This window comes from Noviherbaspirillum pedocola (assembly GCF_016632335.1).
Taxonomy (GTDB): Bacteria; Pseudomonadota; Gammaproteobacteria; order Burkholderiales; family Burkholderiaceae_D; genus Noviherbaspirillum_A; species Noviherbaspirillum_A pedocola.
In genome coordinates, this window is sequence record NZ_JAEPBG010000018.1 from 1 (window position 1) to 17,424 (window position 17,424).

General features: G+C 63.2%; 17 protein-coding genes and 1 tRNA gene. 9 read left to right on the plus strand and 9 right to left on the minus strand.

What is annotated here, in order from left to right; genetic code table 11:
* Positions 1 to 102 precede the first annotated feature (102 nt).
* Positions 103 to 879: an enoyl-CoA hydratase gene (locus JJB74_RS26455; RefSeq protein WP_200597174.1), complete on the minus strand. Its 777-nt coding sequence runs from the start codon at positions 877 to 879 to the stop codon at positions 103 to 105.
* A 285-nt stretch (positions 880 to 1,164) separates the two neighbouring features.
* Between JJB74_RS26455 and JJB74_RS26460 the strand changes: the two genes are divergently transcribed.
* Complete coding sequence (locus JJB74_RS26460; protein ID WP_200597175.1) at positions 1,165 to 1,554, plus strand: hemerythrin domain-containing protein; 390 nt, start codon at positions 1,165 to 1,167, stop codon at positions 1,552 to 1,554.
* Here the strand turns inward: JJB74_RS26460 and mltA are convergent.
* On the minus strand, positions 1,528 to 2,712 hold the full coding sequence (gene mltA / locus JJB74_RS26465; RefSeq protein WP_200597177.1) for a murein transglycosylase A: 1,185 nt from the start codon (positions 2,710 to 2,712) through the stop codon (positions 1,528 to 1,530). The two genes, JJB74_RS26460 and mltA, sit on opposite strands and share 27 nt — an antisense overlap.
* Between mltA and JJB74_RS26470 the strand changes: the two genes are divergently transcribed.
* Entirely contained in the window at positions 2,711 to 2,848 is a 138-nt protein-coding gene (locus tag JJB74_RS26470; RefSeq protein WP_200597179.1) for a hypothetical protein, read from the plus strand. The two genes, mltA and JJB74_RS26470, sit on opposite strands and share 2 nt — an antisense overlap.
* Positions 2,849 to 2,858: 10 nt before the next feature.
* Here JJB74_RS26470 and apaG read toward each other — a convergent pair whose 3' ends face one another.
* On the minus strand, positions 2,859 to 3,233 hold the full coding sequence (gene apaG, locus JJB74_RS26475) for a Co2+/Mg2+ efflux protein ApaG (protein ID WP_200597181.1): 375 nt from the start codon (positions 3,231 to 3,233) through the stop codon (positions 2,859 to 2,861).
* A 160-nt stretch (positions 3,234 to 3,393) separates the two neighbouring features.
* Between apaG and rpe the strand changes: the two genes are divergently transcribed.
* From rpe to trpE, 3 genes are all read left to right on the plus strand, one after another.
* Complete coding sequence (gene rpe / locus JJB74_RS26480) at positions 3,394 to 4,059, plus strand: ribulose-phosphate 3-epimerase (protein ID WP_200597182.1); 666 nt, start codon at positions 3,394 to 3,396, stop codon at positions 4,057 to 4,059.
* On the plus strand, positions 4,056 to 4,754 hold the full coding sequence (locus JJB74_RS26485; RefSeq protein WP_200597184.1) for a phosphoglycolate phosphatase: 699 nt from the start codon (positions 4,056 to 4,058) through the stop codon (positions 4,752 to 4,754). Before rpe ends, JJB74_RS26485 begins: the two co-directional genes overlap by 4 nt.
* 183 nt (positions 4,755 to 4,937) lie before the next feature.
* A complete protein-coding gene (gene trpE, locus JJB74_RS26490; RefSeq protein WP_200597185.1) occupies positions 4,938 to 6,434 on the plus strand; it encodes an anthranilate synthase component I in 1,497 nt (498 codons plus the stop codon).
* A 113-nt stretch (positions 6,435 to 6,547) separates the two neighbouring features.
* Here the strand turns inward: trpE and JJB74_RS26495 are convergent, their stop codons facing one another.
* The gene (locus tag JJB74_RS26495) at positions 6,548 to 7,225 is read right to left on the minus strand and encodes a hypothetical protein (RefSeq protein ID WP_200597187.1); all 678 of its coding nucleotides are present in this window, start codon (positions 7,223 to 7,225) and stop codon (positions 6,548 to 6,550) included.
* Between the two features lie 60 nt (positions 7,226 to 7,285).
* Complete coding sequence (locus tag JJB74_RS26500; RefSeq protein WP_325170180.1) at positions 7,286 to 9,448, minus strand: alkaline phosphatase family protein; 2,163 nt, start codon at positions 9,446 to 9,448, stop codon at positions 7,286 to 7,288.
* A gap of 229 nt (positions 9,449 to 9,677) precedes the next feature.
* On the opposite strand from JJB74_RS26500, the gene JJB74_RS26505 reads away from it, so the two are divergent.
* From JJB74_RS26505 to trpC, 3 genes are read left to right on the plus strand one after another with little or no spacing between them, the layout of a single operon-like run.
* The gene (locus JJB74_RS26505) at positions 9,678 to 10,241 is read left to right on the plus strand and encodes an aminodeoxychorismate/anthranilate synthase component II (protein WP_200597191.1); all 564 of its coding nucleotides are present in this window, start codon (positions 9,678 to 9,680) and stop codon (positions 10,239 to 10,241) included.
* A gap of 23 nt (positions 10,242 to 10,264) precedes the next feature.
* On the plus strand, positions 10,265 to 11,314 hold the full coding sequence (trpD, locus tag JJB74_RS26510; RefSeq protein WP_200597193.1) for an anthranilate phosphoribosyltransferase: 1,050 nt from the start codon (positions 10,265 to 10,267) through the stop codon (positions 11,312 to 11,314).
* An 11-nt stretch (positions 11,315 to 11,325) separates the two neighbouring features.
* On the plus strand, positions 11,326 to 12,123 hold the full coding sequence (trpC, locus tag JJB74_RS26515) for an indole-3-glycerol phosphate synthase TrpC (protein WP_200597195.1): 798 nt from the start codon (positions 11,326 to 11,328) through the stop codon (positions 12,121 to 12,123).
* 142 nt (positions 12,124 to 12,265) lie between these two features.
* Here the strand turns inward: trpC and JJB74_RS26520 are convergent, their stop codons facing one another.
* The 4 genes from JJB74_RS26520 to JJB74_RS26535 all read right to left on the minus strand — a co-directional run bounded on the left by JJB74_RS26520 (position 12,266) and on the right by JJB74_RS26535 (position 17,099).
* The gene (locus JJB74_RS26520; RefSeq protein WP_200597197.1) at positions 12,266 to 14,068 is read right to left on the minus strand and encodes a M61 family metallopeptidase; all 1,803 of its coding nucleotides are present in this window, start codon (positions 14,066 to 14,068) and stop codon (positions 12,266 to 12,268) included.
* Between the two features lie 12 nt (positions 14,069 to 14,080).
* Positions 14,081 to 15,070, minus strand: coding sequence for an acrylyl-CoA reductase (NADPH) (gene acuI, locus JJB74_RS26525; RefSeq protein ID WP_200597199.1), 990 nt, complete (start codon positions 15,068 to 15,070; stop codon positions 14,081 to 14,083).
* 99 nt (positions 15,071 to 15,169) lie between these two features.
* Complete coding sequence (locus JJB74_RS26530; RefSeq protein WP_200597201.1) at positions 15,170 to 15,892, minus strand: DsbC family protein; 723 nt, start codon at positions 15,890 to 15,892, stop codon at positions 15,170 to 15,172.
* A gap of 1 nt (position 15,893) precedes the next feature.
* Entirely contained in the window at positions 15,894 to 17,099 is a 1,206-nt protein-coding gene (locus JJB74_RS26535) for a UbiH/UbiF family hydroxylase (protein ID WP_200597203.1), read from the minus strand.
* Between the two features lie 134 nt (positions 17,100 to 17,233).
* Here JJB74_RS26535 and JJB74_RS26540 point away from each other — a divergent pair.
* Positions 17,234 to 17,309 (plus strand) — tRNA-Phe (locus tag JJB74_RS26540).
* Positions 17,310 to 17,424 lie beyond the last annotated feature (115 nt).

Here is a 17,424-nt window from a genome sequence, read left to right on the forward strand (position 1 = left end):
CGAATTTCACACTTCCGAATATTCGCTGTAACACCTCGCCGCACCTTCTCTCCTCTTGCAGTTGGCGCCTTCAGCATCCGCTGCAAGAGGACGCGCACTATATCAAAGGTTGCGAAATGATGGCAAGCGTTTTTCCAGAAAAGCCTTCATGCCCTCTTTCTGGTCTTCGGTTGCAAAAGTGCCATGGAAGAGCCGACGCTCATACTGCACGCCTTCGGACAGCGTTGTCTCGTAGGCGCGATTGATGGATTCCTTGATCATCATGACCGTAGGGAGCGACATCGATGCGATCGTATTGGCTGCATTCATCGCCTCGTCCATTAACTTCTCCGCGGGAACGACACGCGATACCAATCCACTTCGCTCTGCTTCCACGGCATCCATCATGCGCGCGGTCAGACAGAGGTCCATAGCCTTGGCTTTGGATACCGCACGCGGCAGTCGTTGTGTTCCCCCGGCTCCCGGCATAGTGCCAAGCTTGATTTCGGGCTGGCCGAACTTGGCGTTGTCAGCCGCAATAATGAAATCACACATCATCGCAAGTTCGCAGCCACCGCCAAGCGCATAGCCGGCTACCGCCGCAATCACTGGCTTGCGCACCCTACGTAAATGTTCCCAGTTCCGAGTGATGTATTCGCCCTTGAACACGTCCATGTAGCTGTAATTCGCCATCGCGCCGATGTCAGCGCCCGCGGCAAACGCCTTTTCATTGCCTGTGAGCACGATGCAGCCGATAGCCTCATCCTGATCGAACAGACGCAAGGCGGCGCCTAGCTCGTCCATCAACTGATCATTCAGCGCATTCAGCGCCTTGGGCCGATTTAACCTCACCAGTCCAACCCTGCCGTGCGTCTCGACGAGAATGTTTTCATATTGCATGGGAGCTCCTTGTTGAAATAAGCCGATGGCGGCGTAGATTGTAGCCGCGCAAGTCCCCGGCACAAGGCTCGCTCTTCGTTGAGATCGGGCGCTTGACATCCGCGACTCCCACACTAAGTTGAACGCATATCGACATGGAAGCGGGTAAAGCTGCAACGAAGCGCCACACAGTGCAGCGTCGCGTCCCTCTACCGGACACCCGCATCAGGAAAGAATCAGGAGACTTCTATGCAATATCACATTCCGCCGGCAAAGCTGTTCGCATCCAACTTGCCGGCGAATCCCTTGCTGGGCCGCGTGGCGAAAGCGCTGCAAAGCGCGGCCAAGGCCAAGGATGCGGAGTTCGAAAAGCGTTTCCTCGAACTGACTGCCGAGATCGAGTCGGCTTTCTTCATGGAAGAAGCATGGATGGAAATCAGAGGTCTGCCGACGCTGAAATCGCAGCGGGAACAGCATGCGCGAGTCCTGCAGGGCATGCATTATGCCCATGCCGCGCTGATGCAAGGGCAGACCGCATCAAGCCGCAAGGTGGTTACCAGCTTGCTGCCTTTGTGGTTGCCAGAGCATTTCGCCAGCATGCGGCAAGCACTCGGCCAACGGAAAGTCCACAACGTGCTTACACACGTTACGGCACCGCGGCGAGACGCATCAGGAGGCCGGCGATTTCGGCAATAGCACCCACAGCATGCCGCGCTGCTTCATCTTTCCCGCCCTATCGCCCGCTTCGGGACCATAGCCCCAGAAGAAGTCGGCCCGCACGGCATTGCGAATCGCGCCGCCGGTGTCCTGCGCAAGCATCATGCGCTGCAGCGACGCCTTGCCACCAGGCTCCGTCGTGGAAAGGAATACCGGCGCGCCCAGCGGTATGTATTGCGGATCGACCGCCACCGAACGCTGCGGCGTCAGCGGTACGCCGAGCGCCCCCTTGGGACCTTTGCGCGGATCGAGGAGCTTCTCTTCCTTGAAGAACACATAGCCAGGGTTGGCGTTCAGCAGCTCCTGCTGGCGCGAGGGATGCGCCGCCAGCCAGGCCTTGATGCCCTGCGCCGAAGCCTGGTCCATCGTCAGCTCGCCCTTGTCCACCAGATAGCGGCCGATCGAACGATACGGCTGTCCGTTCTGGTCCGCATAAGCGACGCGCACAGTTTCTTTGCTGTCGGCCAGATGTACGCGACCCGAGCCCTGCACCTGGAGGAAGAATGCGTCGATCGGATTGTCGACCCACAACAATTCCTTCCCGGCCAGCGCGTTTGATCCCATCAGTTCGGCGCGCGCCGGATAAGGCACGACCTTGTTGCCGACCAGCCTGCCGCGCAGGCGCATATTCTTCAATTCGGGATAGACACTGGAAAGATCGATCGTCAGCAGATCTTCCGGCGCGCGGTACAGCGGTGTCTGAAATGTCCCTCCGCGCTTGCGACTGCCATTCAACAGCGGCTCGTAATAGCCGGTGATGAGGCCGTTGTCGCTGCCATCGGGATTGAACACCTGGTTAGGCGTGAAGAAAGCTTCAAAAAAGGTGCGGATCGCGCGATCGCTGCCGGCATCGACATCCCGGGCAATGGCGCATGGCTCCTTCCATTCCGCGCGACGCGCCATCGCCTCGCAGGTATTCAGGAATGCGGGCCAGGCCTCGCGCAGATCGTCGCGCTCCCATCCTGGCAGCGCCTTGAAACTGACCGGGCGCAGCACCGGTCCCGGCTTGGCCGGCGCAGCAGGCGTTTCGACCTGCCGGGCTGGTGGCGCGCTGACACAACCTGCAAGGCCCGCAACTAGAGATGCGGCGCATGCGAGTACACTGAGGCGCCCGAAAAAACTGGAGGACAAGGACATGTGGCTGTTATTGCTGGAAGCGGGTATCGCAATGTTCCTGCTGATATTCATCGTGTGGTGGACCATGTTTGCGGGCAGGAAGCCGGAGCGCCCCGCCGCGAAGCGGCCGCCGGAAGATGACGACCGCAAAGCCTGAAAAGAGCGGGCTAGTGTAGCGTGCGCGGAAGCGACAATACAAATTCGGGAATCGGCGCCTCGAACTGCGCGCCATCCTCGGCCACGCAGAAATACTCGCCCTTCATCGATCCCTGCGGCGTCTTCAGCGACGTGCCGCTGGTGTATTCGAACTGCTCGCCCGGCCGCAGGAAAGGCTGGTAGCCTACGACGCCCAGTCCGCGCACTTCCTCGACATCGTTGTTGGCGTCGGAGATGACCCAATGCCTGGAAATCAGCTGGGCTGCGACTTCGCCGGTATTCCGGATCGTGATCGTATAGGCGAACACGAAGCTCGATCGCTCCGGGTCGGACTGACTTTCCAGATACTGGGTGTGCACGGACACCGTGAATTCATAAGCTGCCATCGGCCCTGTCTTTTCGATGCGGCGCATGCCGCGGTTGATGCGGCATCGGAGCATGCCTGCGTAACGAGGCCCCGATTCCACACGAAAACGCTCCAAGGCGCAAGCCGCCCAAAAGAGCTGAGCGCGGTAGAATGCCGGCTTCCCTGAAAGACCCCAAGCCATGCGCAACTACCGTATCGCCCCGAGCATCCTGTCCGCCGACTTCGCCCGCCTCGGCGAAGAAGTCCGCAACGTCGTCGCCGCCGGCGCCGACATCATTCATTTCGACGTGATGGACAACCATTACGTTCCCAACCTCACCATCGGCCCGCTGGTCTGCGAAGCGATCCGGCCGCATGTGCAGGTGCCGATCGATGTGCATCTGATGGTCAAGCCGGTGGATCGCATCATCCCCGACTTCGCCAAGGCCGGCGCCAACATCATCACCTTCCATCCCGAAGCCTCCGAGCACATCGACCGCTCGCTGCAACTGATCCGTGACCACGGCTGCAAGGCCGGCCTGGTGTTCAACCCGGCCACGCCGCTGCACTACCTGGATCACGTGATGGACAAGCTCGACATCATCCTCTTGATGTCGGTGAACCCGGGATTCGGCGGCCAGTCCTTCATTCCCGAGACGCTGAAGAAGGTTGCCGAGGCGCGCCGCCGTATCGACGCCAGCGGCCGCGACATCATGCTCGAGGTCGATGGCGGCATCAAAGTGGACAACATCGCGCAGGTCGCCGCCGCCGGCGCCGACACCTTCGTCGCCGGTTCCGCGATCTTCGGCAAGCCGGACTACAAGGCTGTCATCGACGCGATGCGCACGCAGCTGGCCGGGGCATGAGCGCGGCGCACGAGCTGTTTCGCGGCATCCGCGCCGCCATCATCGACCTGGACGGCACCATGCTCGATACCGCGCCGGACTTCCTGGTGGCGGTCAACCGCATGCGCGACGAACTGGGCCTGGCGCCGGTAGGCATCGACGTGATCACGCGCTTCGTCGGCAAGGGCACCGAGCACCTGGTGCGCAGCCTGCTGTCGCTGGATTACGCACCAGACGAACTCGATGCGCATTTCGATGCCGCGCTGGCGTCCTACCTGCGTCACTACCGCGAAATCAATGGTCTCCATGCGAGCATTTACCCCGGCGTCGAGGAAGGGCTGCGGCACTTCGCACAGCTGGGGCTGCGCCTGGCCTGCGTCACCAACAAGCCTCATGACTTTGCGCTGCCGCTGCTGGAGCGCGCGGGATTGCGTGGGCATTTCGAGCTGCTCTACGGCGGCGATTCGCTGCCGAGGAAAAAGCCCGACCCGCTGCCGCTGCTGACCGTCTGCGCCGACTTTGACCTGGCGCCAGCGCAAGTCGTGGCCATCGGCGACTCGTCCAACGATGCGCAAGCCGCGCGCGCCGCCGGCTGCCGCGTGCTGAATGTCCCTTACGGCTACAACCATGGCCAGCCTATACAAGATGTCGACTCCGATGGTATAGTCGCCACGCTGTTTGATGCAGCCCTCCTGATATCCGCGGCAAATTCCTGATACATGTCTCTCGTTAAAAAACATGGCTACCCGATGCCGGGCTCGTTTGAGGCCTGGCCCTGGCGACGCTGGCAATCCCGGACCAATTAGTCCCCGATATGCCTTCGGCCCCATCACGACGGGCCGAAATGTTTTTTGAACTCGCAAGCCGCAAACCGTACCTCATGCGGCAAGGAGAGAACCATGACTGAACTCGAATTCAAATCGCTCACCGCGCAGGGCTACAACCGCATTCCGCTCATCGCCGAAGCCTTTGCCGACCTTGAAACGCCGCTGAGCCTGTACCTGAAACTCGCGCAAACCCAGAACGCCGGCAAGAATACCTTCCTGCTCGAATCCGTCGTTGGCGGCGAGCGCTTCGGCCGCTATTCCTTCATTGGCCTGCCCGCGTCCACGCTGCTGCGCAGCCATGGCAGCCGCACCGAAGTCATCAGGAACGGCGCCGTCACCGAAAGCCATGAAGGCAATCCGCTCGACTTCATCGCCGAATTCCAATCCCGCTTCAAGGTCGCGCTCCTGCCCGGCATGCCGCGTTTCTGCGGCGGCCTGGCCGGCTATTTCGGCTATGACACCGTGCGCCACATCGAGCGTCGCCTGGCACACAGCGCGCCGCGCGACGATCTCGGCCTGCCGGAGATTCAGCTGCTGCTGACCGAAGAGCTGGCCGTCATCGACAACCTGTCGGGCAAGCTGTACCTGATCGTGTATGCCGACCCGACCCAGCCCGAGGCCTATCCCCGCGCACGCCGGCGTCTGTCGGACCTGCGCGCGATGCTGCGCCGCGCGGTCGATGCGCCGGTCACTTCAGCCTCGGTGCGCACCGAGACCATCCGCGATTTCGACAAGGCCGATTACCTCGAAGCCGTCGCTCGCGCCAAGGAATACATCATGGCCGGCGATCTGATGCAGGTGCAGATCGGCCAGCGCCTGAAGAAGCCGTATGTGGATTCGCCGCTGTCGCTGTATCGGGCGCTGCGCTCGCTGAATCCGTCGCCCTACATGTACTTCTACAACTTCGGCGACATGCACATCGTCGGCGCGTCGCCGGAGATCCTGGTGCGCAATGAAGCGCTGCCGGACGGTGGCAAGAAGGTAACGATCCGCCCGCTGGCCGGCACCCGGCCGCGCGGCAACACGCCGGAACGCGATGCGCAACTGGCCACGGAGCTCCTGGCCGACCCGAAGGAGATCGCCGAGCATGTGATGCTGATCGACCTGGCGCGCAACGACATCGGCCGCATCGCCGAGATCGGCAGCGTCAAGGTCACCGACAGGTTCGTGATCGAAAAGTATTCGCATGTGCAGCACATCGTTTCCAATGTCGAAGGCACCTTGAAGCCCGGCATGTCGAATCTCGACGTGCTGCGTGCCACCTTCCCGGCCGGCACGCTGTCCGGCGCGCCCAAGGTGCGGGCAATGGAAATCATCGACGAGCTCGAGCCGGTCAAGCGCGGCATCTATGGCGGCGCCTGCGGCTATCTGTCCTTCGGCGGCGAGATGGACCTGGCGATTGCGATCCGCACCGGCGTGATCAAGGACGGCATGCTGTATGTGCAGGCTGCCGCCGGCATCGTCGCCGACTCGGTGCCCGAGATGGAATGGCAGGAAACCGAGAACAAGGCGCGCGCGGTGCTGCGCGCGGCCGAACAGGTGCAGGACGGCCTGGACGGCGGACTGTGATCCCGCCGCTGGCGACAGGAATCGCCGGCGGCATACCTTCCGACATCAGATCGCGCCGTGATTGCGGCATGCCTGCGCGCCGCAGTCGCGCCGCGCAGGCAGCACTTGCCGCGTCAATCGGGCTCGATATCGCCATTGGCGTCGTTGTAGACGAACCCCGCGTCATGGATGTCGAAGGTCTTCGCCGGGATCGGCTTTCTGTCGATTTCCGTGATGCGCCATACCACCCTGCCGTCCTGTGCTGCGATCAGCATCGGCACATGCTGCTGTGCGCTCCAGCAGATGCGGCTGGAGCGGCCATCCTGCTTCAATTCATACCAGGAGCAGGATTGCAGTGGCTTCGTCGCATCCTTGGGCGCCATGGCAGCGCTCAGCGTGTAGCCGCCCTTCGGATGGCGCAACGCATGACCGAGGTCGAACCAGTCGGTGAAATTGCCGATGCGGTAAAGGTTCGTGCGGCTGACCTTCGTGTGGATGCGCTTCTTCAGGTCGAGGATGGACATGTCGAATTCCGCGTCGCCCGGCTGATGCGATGCATAAGTCTCGACGCGGTCGTCAGTGCGGCGCTTCACGCGGCGATCCGCGTCGCGCCAGACTTCCATCCGGTGCTCGGCGCCGCCGCTGCTGTAGACGGCCTGGTAATGCAGCGCGGCCGGTTCGCCGCGCTGATGGAAGACCTGCTCGAATGTAAGTTCACTGGCCTCAGACTGCAGGGAAAACGCGGCCGCCGCGCACAGCGCGGCGATCCGCCATCCCTGCCCCCGAAAGCCACGGTATTGCTCGTGGTTCAAGGACAAACTCCTGTCAGGTTGTCGGCGGCCTTTGCCAACGCAAGGCCCCCGATACGGCGCTTATTTGCGCACTGCCTTCGCATAGTCAAAGTAGCGGTAGGTCTTGCCATCCACGCTCAGGTCCTTCACCGCCATGTTGATGGTGTAGGTGCCTGCGGCGAGCGACGCATCCTTGGTCGCGCCGGTGAGGTCGGTCGGCAGCTCGAACGCCAGGCCGCTGGCCGCGGACGAGCTCACGGTGGACGCGGCCACGTTCGGTTGCGACTTCGATGCCGGAGTGACCAGCGCTTCATTGATCACGCGACCGTCGGCCTGCGGCATGGACAAACCGAGCAGATAGGCCACGGTCGGCGCGACGTCGACGTTGCCGGTCGGCGTGGTCAGCGTCAGGCCGCCCTGGAAGGACGGTCCATTTGCAATCAGCGTGTTGTGCACGTCGGCGATGCCGAAGCTGCCATGCATGCCACGCTGACCGCCGACGCTTTCGAACTCGATACCGGGCATGCCCTGGATGGACGTGTCGGCATCCCAGTTGAAGGACACCACCACGTCGGGCTGGCCATTGTTCTGGCGCTTGCCGTTTTCCAGATTGGCCTGCGCCATCGTCAGCGTGCCGGGAATGGAACCGTAGCGGCTGTCGACGAAGATCGCGCCGTATTCCTCGCGCTGCTGCAGCACCTTCACCAGGTTCTGCACCGTGGCCGCATCATGGCTGGGAACATAGAAGTAATCCGAGCCGCCGTTGGCCGCGACGACGATGCCGTTGGCCGGAAGCGACCCCGGCGCCGGCACGGTGAAGCGCGCGGTCGGGTTGCTGGTCTTCGTGGCGCTGATGGCCTGGTACTTGGTATTGACGGTGCCGCACAGCGCGCCGTTGGCGTCAGTCTTCACCGGCAGGGTCGGATTGCCGTTTGCATCCAGGCCATACATGGCGCTGGTGCTGCAGCCGCTGCCGTCATAGGCGTTGAAACCGCGATAGGTCAGCAGGTCGGCCGAGCGCACGTCGCCGGAGAAGGAATAGCCATTGGCGTTGACCGCGCCCAGCGATGCCGCGCTGGTGCCGCTGGTGGAACCGTTCACCGCCGTGCCGTTGGGCAGGCTCGCCGACGGCGTGATCGCGCGCAGCGGATACAGCGACAGCGGACCGGACACGCTCGAATGGCCATGGTCGGACACCACGACGAGGTTGGTGCTGTTGTCCATGCCGTTGGCGCGCAGCGCAGCGATCAGCTCGCCCAGGCGCGCATCCTGCGAGCGCAGGCCGGCTTTCATGTTCGCGGTGCCCGGACCGTAACCGTGCTCGACATTGTCCGGCGTGCGAAACCAGATCAGCGACAGCATCGGCTTCTTCTTCGGCAGGATGTACTGCGTGTAGACCGACAGCATGTATTTGTTGGCCGCGTCTTCCGGCGCGCCCTGGGTGGTGTCGGCCGAATCGCGCGCGGCCACGGTCAGCGTGCCGTTCGGATCATAGGCGGTGGTATTGAAGGTGATGTAGCCGGCGCGCGCGGTCGGATTGCCGTTGGACGAAGCCAGCGTCACCGCATCGGCGCCGGAATAGTTCTTTACGACATTGGCCGGCAGTGCGATGCCGCTGTTCTGCAACTCGGTGGCCAGGCTGCGCGGCTGCACCGTGTTTTCATCGAGGAAGACGCCGCCCTGTCCCAGGTCCTGCAGATAGGCAGCGCCGGACTTGCCGATGGTCGCGGTCGTCAGACCGGCGGCCTGCGCGGTCGCGAACAGGCTCTTCACCAGCAGCAGCTGGCCGCCGTAGTAAGTGTTCAGCGTGGCCAGCACGGCATAGTCTTCGGTGAAGACCGGGTCCTGGTAATCCTGCGCGCTGCCGGACGCGCCATTGCCCGCCGGGATCGTATTGGCGCTGCCTTGCGGCGGCGTCCAGAAAGTGTTGCCGTAGAAACCGCTGGTCTTCGGGAAGGAACCGGTCGCAAACGACGACGAGTTCATCATCGTGAAGGTCGGATAGGTCGAATGGTTGTCGCTGAAGTTCACGCCGGATTGGCGCAGCGCGTACAGGTTGGGTGTGTCGGTGGCATTCACCGAGTCGGGACGCAGGCCGTCCCAGACCATGATGATGGTGCGGGTCGGCGTCAGCGTGGTCGTGCCGGCCGCCGCTGCGGCGGGCGCATCATCGGAGCCGCCGGCGCAGCCGGCGAGAACGGCGCTCGCAATCAATGCGCCGATCAGGGTAAGGCGAAACTTCACGGGAGATCCTCCGGGGGTCGTGGCTATCGGAACGGGCAAAACATTGCCTCTTGTCAAAGACGCCATATGATGGCGGGCTCAAATGACATGCCGGTGACCAACCGGTTTCAGCACGATGACGCGCGCAGCGGCCGATGGCGATGCTGCCCACCCCGACCTCTTCTTTTCGGCGAAAATAGCGCCCTGTTTGCGGATCTTCCGCAGTCAAACACATAGGATGACAAGCGAAATGCTGCTCATGATCGACAATTACGACTCGTTCACCTACAACCTGGTGCAGTACTTCGGTGAACTGGGCGAAGACGTGCGCACCGTGCGCAATGATGAAATCACGCTGGATGACATCGCGGCCATGAAGCCGGACCGCATCTGCATCTCGCCCGGCCCCTGCACACCGCGCGAAGCCGGCGTCTCGGTGCCAGTGCTGCAGCGCTTCGCCGGGCAGATCCCCATCCTCGGCGTCTGCCTCGGCCACCAGAGCATAGGCGAAGCCTTCGGCGGCAAGGTGATCCGCGCCAAGGAAGTCATGCATGGCAAGACCTCGCCGATCGAACATACCAACACCGGCGTGTTCCGCGACCTGCCCAATCCCTACACCGTCACCCGCTATCACTCACTGGCCATCGAGCGCGAATCGCTGCCCGATTGCCTCGAGGTGACGGCATGGACGCCGGATGGCGAAATCATGGGCGTGCGCCACAAGGAATACGACATCGAGGGTGTGCAATTCCACCCCGAGTCCATCCTCACCGAGCACGGCCACCAGTTGCTGAAGAACTTCCTGACCCGCTGAAGCGCTTACCCACCGGAGCCACCATGCCGATCACCCCCCAGGAAGCGCTGTTGCGCTGCATCGAGCACCGCGAAATCTTCCACGATGAAATGCTGTCCCTGTTCCGCCGCATCATGTCCGGCGAGATGTCGCCGGTGATGATCGCCGCGCTGACCATGGGCCTGCGCGTGAAGAAGGAAACCATAGGCGAGATCACCGCCGCCGCGCAGGTCATGCGGGAGTTCTGCACCAAGGTGCCGTTGGAAGATACGAGCGGCCTGCTCGACATCGTTGGCACCGGCGGCGACGGTGCCAATACCTTCAACATCTCGACCGCATCGATGTTCGTGGCCGCTGCCTGCGGCGCGCGCGTGGCCAAGCATGGCGGGCGCAGCGTGTCCTCGTCCTCGGGCAGCGCCGATGTGCTCGAAGCGCTGGGCGCGAATATCAACCTGCAACCCGCGCAGGTGGCCGAGAGCATCGCGCAGACCGGCATCGGCTTCATGTTCGCGCCCAACCATCACGCGGCGATGAAGCATGCGGCGCCGGTTCGGCGCGAACTCGGCGTGCGCACCATCTTCAACATCCTCGGTCCGCTGACCAACCCGGCCGGCGCGCCGAACATCCTGATGGGCGTGTTCCATGCGGATCTGGTCGGCATCCAGGTGCGCGTGCTGCAGCGCCTCGGCGCCGAGCGTGCCATCGTGGTCTGGGGTCGCGACAACATGGATGAAGTCTCGCTCGGCGCGGCAACCGCGGTCGGCGAATTGCGCGACGGCGAGGTGCATGAATATGACATCCATCCGGAAGACTTCGGCCTGTCCATGATCGCCAGCCGCAACCTGAAGGTGTCCGGCGCGGCCGAGTCCAAGGCCCGTGTGCTGGAAGCGCTCAGCAACGAGCCCGGACCGGCGCGCGACATCGTGATCCTGAACGCTGGAACCGCGTTATATGCGAACGGCAGCGCGCCGGCGATCGATGCCGGCATGGCGATGGCGCGCGAAGCCATCGCCTCGGGCGCGGCGCGCGACAAGCTGGAGCAATTCGTGCGCGCCACCCGCGACATCGGCGGCGCGCCCGCAGACAAACACTGAGCCTCATTCCCATGTCCGACATACTCGAGAAAATCCTGGCCGTGAAGGCCGAAGAAGTGGCTGCCGCGAAAAAGGAACGCAGCCTGGAAAGCCTGCGCGCGCAGGCCGAATCCGAAGAAGCGCGCGACGATCTGCGCGGCTTCGAAGGCAGCCTGCGCGGCAAGATTGCCGCCGGCCGCGCCGGCGTGATCGCCGAAGTGAAGAAGGCTTCGCCTTCGAAAGGCGTGCTGCGCGCGGACTTCCATCCGGCGCAGATTGCGCAAAGCTATGAAGCGCATGGCGCGGCCTGCCTGTCGGTGCTGACGGACGAGCAGTTTTTCCAGGGCGCGCCGGACTACCTGCGGCAAGCGCGCGCAGCCTGCGAGCTGCCGGTGCTGCGCAAGGATTTCATGATCGATCCGTATCAGGTGTATCAGGCCCGAGCCTGGGGCGCGGATTGCATCCTGCTGATCGTCGCGGCGCTGGACGCGGGTCGCATGGCCGAGCTTGAAGCCTGCGCGCATGAGCTGGGCATGGATGTGCTGGTGGAAGTGCATGGCGGCGATGAACTCGACGCCGCGCTGAAGCTCAATACCCGGCTGCTCGGCATCAACAACCGCAATCTGCGCACCTTCGAGACTTCGCTGCAGAACACCATCGACCTCCTGCCGCGCATACCGAAGGATAAGCTGGTTGTCACCGAGTCCGGCATTCTTGCACCGGCGGATGTGCAGCGCATGCGCGAGGCCGATGTGCATGCCTTCCTGGTCGGCGAAGCGTTCATGCGCGCGCCGGAGCCGGGGGTGGAGCTGGCGAGACTGTTTGGTTGATGTTCGTAGGTTGGGCTGACGAAGGAAGCCCAACGGAAGTCCGCAAAGGTTTGGCCTCCATGTTGGGCTTGCCAGCCCAACCTACGCATGGCCAACATACCTGCGGCCGGCGGGCGCCTGATGTTGGGCTTGCCAGCCCAACCTACGAAGCTTGCGTCAGCCAGGCCCGCCGCATCTTCGCCGCCGACGCCGGCTTATCCTGCGCCGCAAAGCGCAACTGCGGCGCGCCGTCCGCGGTGAGTTTCACGTCGAAGGCCATCAGCTCATCGCGCCGGAATGCATGCACCCGCACCACATCGTTGACCCGGTAGCGCGATAGCAGCGTATCGAGATTGGATGCCGTCACGCGCAAGCCGTCGATGGCCACCAGCAGATCCAGCGCCGACAGCCCTGCCCGATGCGCGGCGCCGCCTTCATGCACATTCGCCAGCTTGCAGTCATTGCCTTCTTTCGTCGTGCGCACGCCCAGTGATGGCTTCGGGTTGTCGCGCTTGTCGTCGACATCGATACCAAAGGCCGCGAACAGCTTCGCCAGCGGCACATCCTCGGTGCCATGGATGCAACGGTCGAAGTAGCGCTTGAGCTTCAGGCCGGACACTTCCTCGAACAAGGCCAGCACGTCGTCCTCGCCGATGCCGCGTCCCGCGTCCTCGCCTTCGCCATAGAAACTGCTGCCATAGCGCTGCCACAGCGCGCGCATCACGTCGTCGAGGGAGCGCTTGCTGCGGGTTTCGCTTCGTATCGTCAGGTCCAGGCCGAGCGCTACCAGCGAACCCTTCTGGTAATAGCTGACGATGGCGTTCGGCGCATTCTCGTCCTGGCGGTAATACTTGATCCACGCATCGAAGCTGGACTCGGCCACGCTCTGCTTGTTGCGGCCGGCGCCGCGCTGCACGCCGCTGGCGGTCTTGGCCAGCATCTTCAGGTAGTCGTCTTCATCGATCAGCCCGGCGCGCATCAGCATCAGATCGTCGTAATAGCTGGTGAAGCCTTCGAACAGCCACAACAGCGAGGTATAGCCTTCGTTCTGCAGGTCGTAGGGCGCGAACGCGGCCGGCTTGATGCGCTTCACATTCCAGCTGTGGAAGTACTCGTGGCTGCACAGGCCGAGATAGGTACGGTAACCCTCGCTCATCTCCTTGCGACCCATGACCGGCAGGTCCGCGCGCGAGCAGATCAGCGCGGTCGATGCGCGATGTTCCAGTCCGCCATAGCCATCGCCAATGGCCAGCGTCATGAACACATAGCGCTCCATCGGCGCGCGCCGGCTCTTCGGTTCGAACAGCCGGATCTGCGCTTCGCATACCCGCTTCAGATCGGCGGTGAGTCGCGCCATGTCGAGATTCGGCACGCGGCCGGTGATGACGACATCATGCTGCACGCCATGCGCCTTGAAGCTCGCCAGTGCGAAGTCGCCCATCTCCACCGGGTGGTCGATCAGCTCGTCATAGTCCTGCGCCACATAGCGGCCGAAGCCATAGCGCTCGGCATCGAGCTCCGGCAGCGCGGTGGCCACGCGCCAGGCAGCATAGCCCTCGCCATCCGGGCGGCGGATATCGACTTCATGCGGCGCGTCTTCCTGGCCGATTACGCGCAGGAAGACGCTGGTGCCATTGAAGAAGCCATGGGTCGCATCCAGATGCGCGGCGCGCACCGACAAGTCCCAGGCATAGACTTCATAGGTCAGCACCAGCGGACCATCGCAACGCGCGGCTTGCCAGCTGTGCTTGTCGAGCTTCTTCAACGCGACTTTCCTGCCCTGCGACGCCGCGGCGATGCGCACGATGTTGCGCGCGAACTCGCGGATCATGTAGCTGCCCGGTATCCATGCCGGCAGCGCGAAACGCTGGCCGGCCGGATCGGGTGTATCGACGGTCAGCGTCACCTCGAACAGATGCGCGGCCGGGTCTTTCGCGGTGATGCTGTAGCGGATGGGATGGGACATGCGGCTCCTTGGTTAACCGTGCACGTTCACGACCAGGCGGCCGCGAACCTTCCCCGCCAGTATCTCCGGGGCCTTGGCGATAGCCTGCGACAAGCCGATCTCGGTGGTAATCGCATCAAGCTTTGCCGCGTCGAGATCCGTAGCCAATCGCTGCCATGCCTCGATGCGCTTGGCCTTCGGCGCCATCACGCTGTCGATGCCGATCAGCTTCACGCTGCGCAGGATGAAGGGTGCGACCGATGCCGGAAAGTCCATGCCTTGAGCCAGGCCACATGCGGTGACGGTGCCGCCGTAGCGGGTCTGTGCCACCGCATTGGCCAGCGTATGCGAGCCAACGCAATCGATGACGCCGGCCCAGCGTTCCTTCTGCAAAGGCTTGCCCGGCGCGGACAGCTCGGCGCGGTCGATGACTTCGGCTGCGCCCAGGGACTTCAGATAATCGGCTTCATTCATCTTGCCGGTGGAAGCGACGATGCGATAACCCCAGCCGGCCAGGATCGCGACCGCGACGCTGCCCACGCCGCCGGAAGCGCCGGTGACCAGCACTTCGCCGGCATCCTTGTCCACGCCCTGCTGCTGCAGCGCGAGCGCGGAAAGCATGGCGGTATAGCCGGCAGTGCCGATGGCCATCGCGCTGCGCGCGGACATGCCCGCGGGCATGGGAATCAACCAATCGCCTTTCAGGCGCGCGCGCTCGGCCAGGCAACCCATGTGGGTTTCGCCTACGCCCCAGCCATTCAGGATGAAGCGGTCGCCCGGCTTCCAGTCCGGGTGGCTGGATTCGATGACTTCGCCTGCGCCATCGATGCCGGGCACCATCGGCCACTTGCGCACCACCGGGGACTTGCCGGTGATGGCCAGGCCATCCTTGAAGTTGATCGTGGAATAGTCGACGGCGACGGTGACATCGCCATCGGTGGGAAGCTGCGCTTCATCGAGCTGCGTCAGCTGCGCATCGGTGCTGCCGTCCTCTTTCTTATTGAGCAGGATCGCTTTATACATGGGAGTCTCCTGGTTGGGGAGACCCGATTATAGACGCGGCCCCGCTCGAGGACCTGCGCGGCGCCATGCATGGCGACGGACCGCGCGGCATGCCGGCATTTACTTCACGGAAGCGAATTTGGCTTCCAGTCCCTTCGCATCGATCGCGCCCGGAATGCGCGTGCCGTCGGTGAAGAAGATGGTCGGCGTGCCGGTGATGTGCAGGTTCTGGCCGAGCGCGAAGACCTTGTCGTTCGGCGTATTGCAGCTTGCCGGCGCGGCGGGCGCGGCCTTGCCATCGAGCATCCAGTCGTCCCAAGCTTTCGCGCGGTTCGGCGCGCACCAGACGTTGCGCGACTTGTCGGCGGAATCCGGCGACAGGATGTTGTACAGGAAGGTGTAGACGGTCACGTTGTCCACGTCCTTCAGCGTATGGCGGAAGCGCTTGCAGTAGCCGCAGTTCGGGTCCTCGAAGACCGCGATCACGCGCTTGCCATTGCCCTTGACGGTCTTGATCGCCGCATCGAGCGGCAGGTCGGAGAACTTGATCTTGTTGATCTCGTCCACGCGCGCCTTGGTGTAATCCTCGGTGGTGTTGGCATCGAGAATGCGGCCGATGAACAGGTACTTGGCCAGGCCATCGGTATAGAACAATTCATTGCCGACGCGGACTTCGAACAGGCCGCTGTACGGCGTCTTCGTTACCGAGGTGATCGAGGTGTTCGGACCCAGACGCGGCTGTATCAGCTTGCGCACTTCGGCTTCCTGCGCGTTTTCGGCGAGCGCGGACAGCGCGGGTACCAGCAGGGCCAGGGCGGCAAGGCTGCGTTTGATGGTGAGCATGTCAATAACCTTCTTTCATGGAGGGCGTGCGCCCCTGTCCCATCGCATGGGACATCAGGCGACGCTTCAGGATCGGAAGCTTGTCCACCAGGGACAAGCCAAGATTGCGGGCGATGCGTAGCGGCTCGAAGTCGGTGGCGAACAGGCGCTCGAGGCCGTCGGTGGCGATTTGCATCAGCAAGATATCTTCCTTGCGCGCGCGCGCATAGCGCCGCAGCACGCGCTCGTCGCCGCAATCGCGCGCGCCGCGCGCATCGATGGCGCGCACCAGTTCGGCCACATCGGCAAAACCGAGATTCATGCCATGGCCGGCCAGCGGATGCACCACATGCGCGGCATCGCCAACCAGGGCCACCTGCGGCGCGACGATGTCATGCGGACGCACCAGCATCAGCGGCAGCGCCTTCACGGCCTCGGGCTGCAGTGGCTGCAACTCGCCGAGCGGTTGGCCCGGCAGCGCGCCAAGCCGCGCCGCGAGCGCCGACAGCGGCTGGCCCAGCAGCGAGTCGGCCAGCGTATCGGGAGCCGACCACACCAGCGATACCCGTTCGCCAGGCAGCGGCAGCAGCGCGATGATGCCCTCATTGCCGGTGAACCATTGATGCGCAACACTGTGATGCGGCTTCTCGCAGGCGAAGTTGGCGACGATGGCGCGCTGATGATAGGAGCGGTAATCCACGCCGATGTCGCATTGCGCTCGCACCCAGGAATGCGCGCCATCGGCGCCGACCACGAGGCTTGCGGCCAGCGTGTCGCCATTCTCCAGATGTACGGTCGCATGCTGCGCGCCCTGCTCCAGGCGCAGCGCGCGGGCTGACACCTGCTTCAGGTTCTGCGCGAAGCGTAGCGCCGCATCGAGGGCAGCGTTCAGATTGGTGTCTTCGACGATCCAGGCCAGCGCGCCGGTGCGCGCGCCGTAGGCATCGAAGCCGAGCCGCGCGCCGGGGCTGTCGCCGTTGACGGACATCGCATCGACCGGCGCGATGCGCGACGCATCCATCGCATCCCAGACACGCAGCGAGCCGAGAAGTTCGCGCGCGACGCCGTTCAATGCATAGACCCGCACATCCCAGCCTTCAACGCGGGGCGCGGGATTACCGGGTGGCGTCAGCAGCGTCACTGACAGCCCGGCCTGCGCCAGCGCCAGCGCCGTGGTCTTGCCGATGATGCCATTGCCGATCACGCAGATATCGCTTGCAGACTTCATGGAAGCAACCGTCAGAGTGGAGTAAATGGAATGGAAAGGAGGAAAAAGCGCGGACCATTATAACGGCTGCGTCAAAAGAAAAAGCGCCGCAAGGTCTTGCATATCGCGAATGGTTTGTTATACTTCTCCGCCTTGGCCTGGTAGCTCAGTCGGTAGAGCAGAGGATTGAAAATCCTTGTGTCGGTGGTTCGATTCCGCCCCGGGCCACCAAGATTAAAGGGTTCAGTTTCGACTGAACCCTTTTTGCATTTCTGAAGTCAGATGTCGCGCATCGCGCCGCTCGGGCTATTCATGAGGCGGCATCGACAATATCCTTGCTCCGCTA